This window comes from Catonella sp., from assembly GCF_052169795.1.
Lineage (GTDB): Bacteria > Bacillota > Clostridia > Lachnospirales > Lachnospiraceae > Catonella.
In genome coordinates, this window is record NZ_JBQNBU010000154.1 from 1 (window position 1) to 3,096 (window position 3,096).

A 3,096-nucleotide genomic window follows, 5' to 3' on the forward strand; every position below is an offset into this window, starting at 1 on the left:
CTCCTCCCCCTCTGTCATCATTTTATTTCAACGGTGACTTTCTTATCATCCCTTGTGGCCGCAGCTTTTACAACAGTCCTTATTGACTTTGCTATTCTTCCCTGCTTGCCAATAACTTTGCCCATATCACTATCTGCAACATGAAGAAGAAGTACTGTTTCTCCATTCTCCTCTGTTTCTGTAACTGTGACTTCATCAGGATGATCAACAAGGGCCATAGCAATAACCTTTACTAATTCATTCATGATGACTACCTCCGATGATTACTCAGTTATACCGGCTTTCTTTAAAAGCTTAGCAACAACCTCTGTAGGCTTAGCACCATTTGCAATCCACTTCTTTGCTTCTTCAGCATTGATATTGATTGCACTTGGCTCCTTGTTAGGATCATAAGTTCCTACCTGAGCAATGAAGTTACCATGCTGAGCTACTCTCTCATCAGCAACTACTACTCTATAGAAAGGATGTCTCTTATATCCCATTCTCATTAATCTAATCTTTACCATTTTACTTTTCCTCCTGATTTTTTTATTTTATCTATGAAAATGCTTTGCATTAACACCAAATTTATAATCCGAAAGGCAGACCAAACTTTTTCTTTCCTTTGCCTTTCATCATTCCTGACATCTGCTTCATAACTTTTTTCATCTGTTCCATCTGTTTGACAAGCTTATTTACCTCAGCCACATCCACTCCTGAGCCTTTGGCAATTCTGTGTTTTCTGGATGGATTCAGAAGATTTGGGTTGGCTCTTTCAGCTTTTGTCATAGAATAAATGATTGATTTGACTCTGTCCATAGCCTTCTCATCAACCATAGATTCATCAATCTTGCCACCAAGTCCACCTGGCATCATACCAAGAATATCCGTTATACTGCCAAGCTTGCTTATCTGTTCAAACTGGGCAAGCATATCGTTGAAATCAAACTCAGCCTTTTTGAATTTTTGCTCAAGTTCTTTAGCCTTCTCAGCATCTAAGGCACTTTGGGCTTTATCAATAAGGGTAAGTATGTCGCCCATTCCCAGTATTCTGTTTGCCATTCTGTCTGGATAAAACTGTTCAAGGTCTGAGAGTTTCTCTCCCATACCGGCATACAGAATAGGTTTGCCTGTTACACTTCTTATGGAAAGTGCAGCACCACCTCTGGTATCACCATCAAGCTTTGTCAGCACCACTCCATCAAGCTCTATCTTACTGTCAAATGTAGTTGCAACATTTACTGCTTCCTGACCTGTCATTGCATCTACTACCAGAAGTGTCTGCGTAACATCTACTGCTTCTTTAATATCTACAAGCTCCTGCATCATATCTTCATCTATCTGAAGACGTCCTGCAGTATCAAGAAATATCATATTGTAGTCATTATTTTTAGCATGCTCTATAGCTGCCTTGGCTATATTGGGCGGCTTATGACCGTCACCCATAGTAAATACCGGAACTCCAACCTTTTCTCCATTTACCTGAAGCTGTTTGATGGCAGCCGGTCTGTATACATCGCAGGCAACGAGAAGTGGTTTTCTTGCTCCTTTGAATTTTGCTGCAAGCTTTGCCGTAGTTGTTGTTTTACCTGCACCTTGAAGACCGCACATCATTATAATCGTAATTTCCTGCGTAGGTCTTAAAGTAAGTTCAGTTTTTTCTGAACCAAGCAGGGCTGTCATTTCTTCATTAACTATCTTTATAACCATCTGACCGGGTGTTAAGGAGTTCATAACATCCTGTCCTATAGCTCTTTCTTCAACGGTCTTAATAAAATTTTTAGCAACCTTGAAGTTTACGTCTGCTTCAAGTAAAGCAATTTTTACTTCTTTAAGAGCAGCCTTGACATCATTTTCATTTAGCTTGCCCTTGCCACGCAGATTCTTAAAAACCTTTGTCAGCTTCTCTGTTAAACTGTCAAATGCCATAGCTCCTCCTTTTAGAATATGTTTTCAAGCTTAACAATATCTATCTGTATATTTTCTTTAAGCTTCTCATCCTTACAAGTACTTATTGTTTCTTTAAGCATATATGCTATGCCGGATATTTCTTTGGATTTCTTAATAAGTTCCAGTTTATCATCAAACTCTTCAAGCTGTCTGATACTTCTTTTTAGATTATCATGCACTCCCTGTCTGGATATTCCCTCTGTTTCAGCTATTTCAGAAAGAGAGAGATCTTCAAGTATGTAAGCTTCAAGTAACTTACTCTGGCTTTCTTTAAGAAGCACACCATAATAGTCAAATAATTCAGAAACTCTAAGTCTCTCATCAAGTATATCTACTTTCTTTTCCATTATAATAAACTCACTATCTTTTTAATCCTAGGGTATTGTAACAGATGAAAAAAGAGATGTCAAGTTTTTTCCTTGACATCAAAAAATTATTTTTTATAAATGTAAGTATCCCAAGTAACATCATAATCTTTACCAGATAACTTTTTTAATTCCATAGCAAATTCATCACAATCATCTGCTTCCAAATATATATTCTCATATTTTTCAAATAATTTCAAAATCAAGCTAGAAGAAAATTTCCTGAATAAATCTACATTCTTTCCAAAAACATAAGCAACCTCTTCATTTTCTATAAATGCCAGATTTTCTATACTGTCATCCTTTTTCTCATATACAACTTTTTCCGGAAGAATATTAAAAAAATCAGATCTTTTACCTGTCCAAGGGTTGATGTCCAGATGTGTTTTGATATATCGTTCAAGCATTAAGTCTGCACAAGCCGCAAATTCTTTACTACCTTTATGTGCAGTTATCAGTTTAATCTCATCATCTTTTTCATATATGCTATAGTCTTCCTTACCAACTTCAATCTCATAACAAACTCTTTTGCGTTCAAAACCCAAATTTTTCAACATATCTGTAGCATCTTTCCGTTCAGATGAAATCATAATCTGAATAGGCTTGCCAAAATAGCTAGATAATTTGTCTAAAAGCTCTGAATTTACTTTGTCAAGCAATTTCACTTCGTCAATTTTAAAGTAAACATTTGAATTATGAAATGAGTTAAAATAATACGGAATCTTGATTATGTCTATTCCCTCGTTTTTAACTTCAAGAGCTTTATTATCTAAATTACCAATTTCAAAAAATTCATACATAA

Annotated in this window: 5 protein-coding genes; all 5 read right to left on the reverse strand. The window is 36.0% G+C overall.

Going from position 1 to position 3,096, the window contains the following annotated elements; genetic code table 11:
- Positions 1–17 precede the first annotated feature (17 nt).
- The gene (locus ACTTKP_RS11840; RefSeq protein ID WP_442554094.1) at positions 18–245 is read right to left on the reverse strand and encodes a KH domain-containing protein; all 228 of its coding nucleotides are present in this window, start codon (positions 243–245) and stop codon (positions 18–20) included.
- 18 nt (positions 246–263) lie between these two features.
- Positions 264–506, reverse strand: coding sequence for a 30S ribosomal protein S16 (gene rpsP / locus ACTTKP_RS11845; RefSeq protein WP_208428831.1), 243 nt, complete (start codon positions 504–506; stop codon positions 264–266).
- A 61-nt stretch (positions 507–567) separates the two neighbouring features.
- Complete coding sequence (gene ffh, locus ACTTKP_RS11850) at positions 568–1,908, reverse strand: signal recognition particle protein (RefSeq protein ID WP_442554095.1); 1,341 nt, start codon at positions 1,906–1,908, stop codon at positions 568–570.
- A gap of 11 nt (positions 1,909–1,919) precedes the next feature.
- Positions 1,920–2,276 (reverse strand): YlxM family DNA-binding protein, encoded by a 357-nt coding sequence (ylxM, locus tag ACTTKP_RS11855; RefSeq protein ID WP_442554096.1) that lies wholly within the window; start codon positions 2,274–2,276, stop codon positions 1,920–1,922.
- An 86-nt stretch (positions 2,277–2,362) separates the two neighbouring features.
- The coding region (locus tag ACTTKP_RS11860) for a hypothetical protein (protein WP_442554097.1) at positions 2,363–3,096 on the reverse strand (734 nt) is incomplete at its 5' end.

Bases quoted from the DNA above. Each gene is read 5' to 3' on its own strand.
- ACTTKP_RS11840 (WP_442554094.1), bottom strand. From the start codon at position 245: ATGAATGAATTAGTAAAGGTTATTGCTATGGCCCTTGTTGATCATCCT.
- rpsP (WP_208428831.1), bottom strand. From the start codon at position 506: ATGGTAAAGATTAGATTAATGAGAATGGGATATAAGAGACATCCTTTC.
- ffh (WP_442554095.1), bottom strand. From the start codon at position 1,908: ATGGCATTTGACAGTTTAACAGAGAAGCTGACAAAGGTTTTTAAGAAT.
- ylxM (WP_442554096.1), bottom strand. From the start codon at position 2,276: ATGGAAAAGAAAGTAGATATACTTGATGAGAGACTTAGAGTTTCTGAA.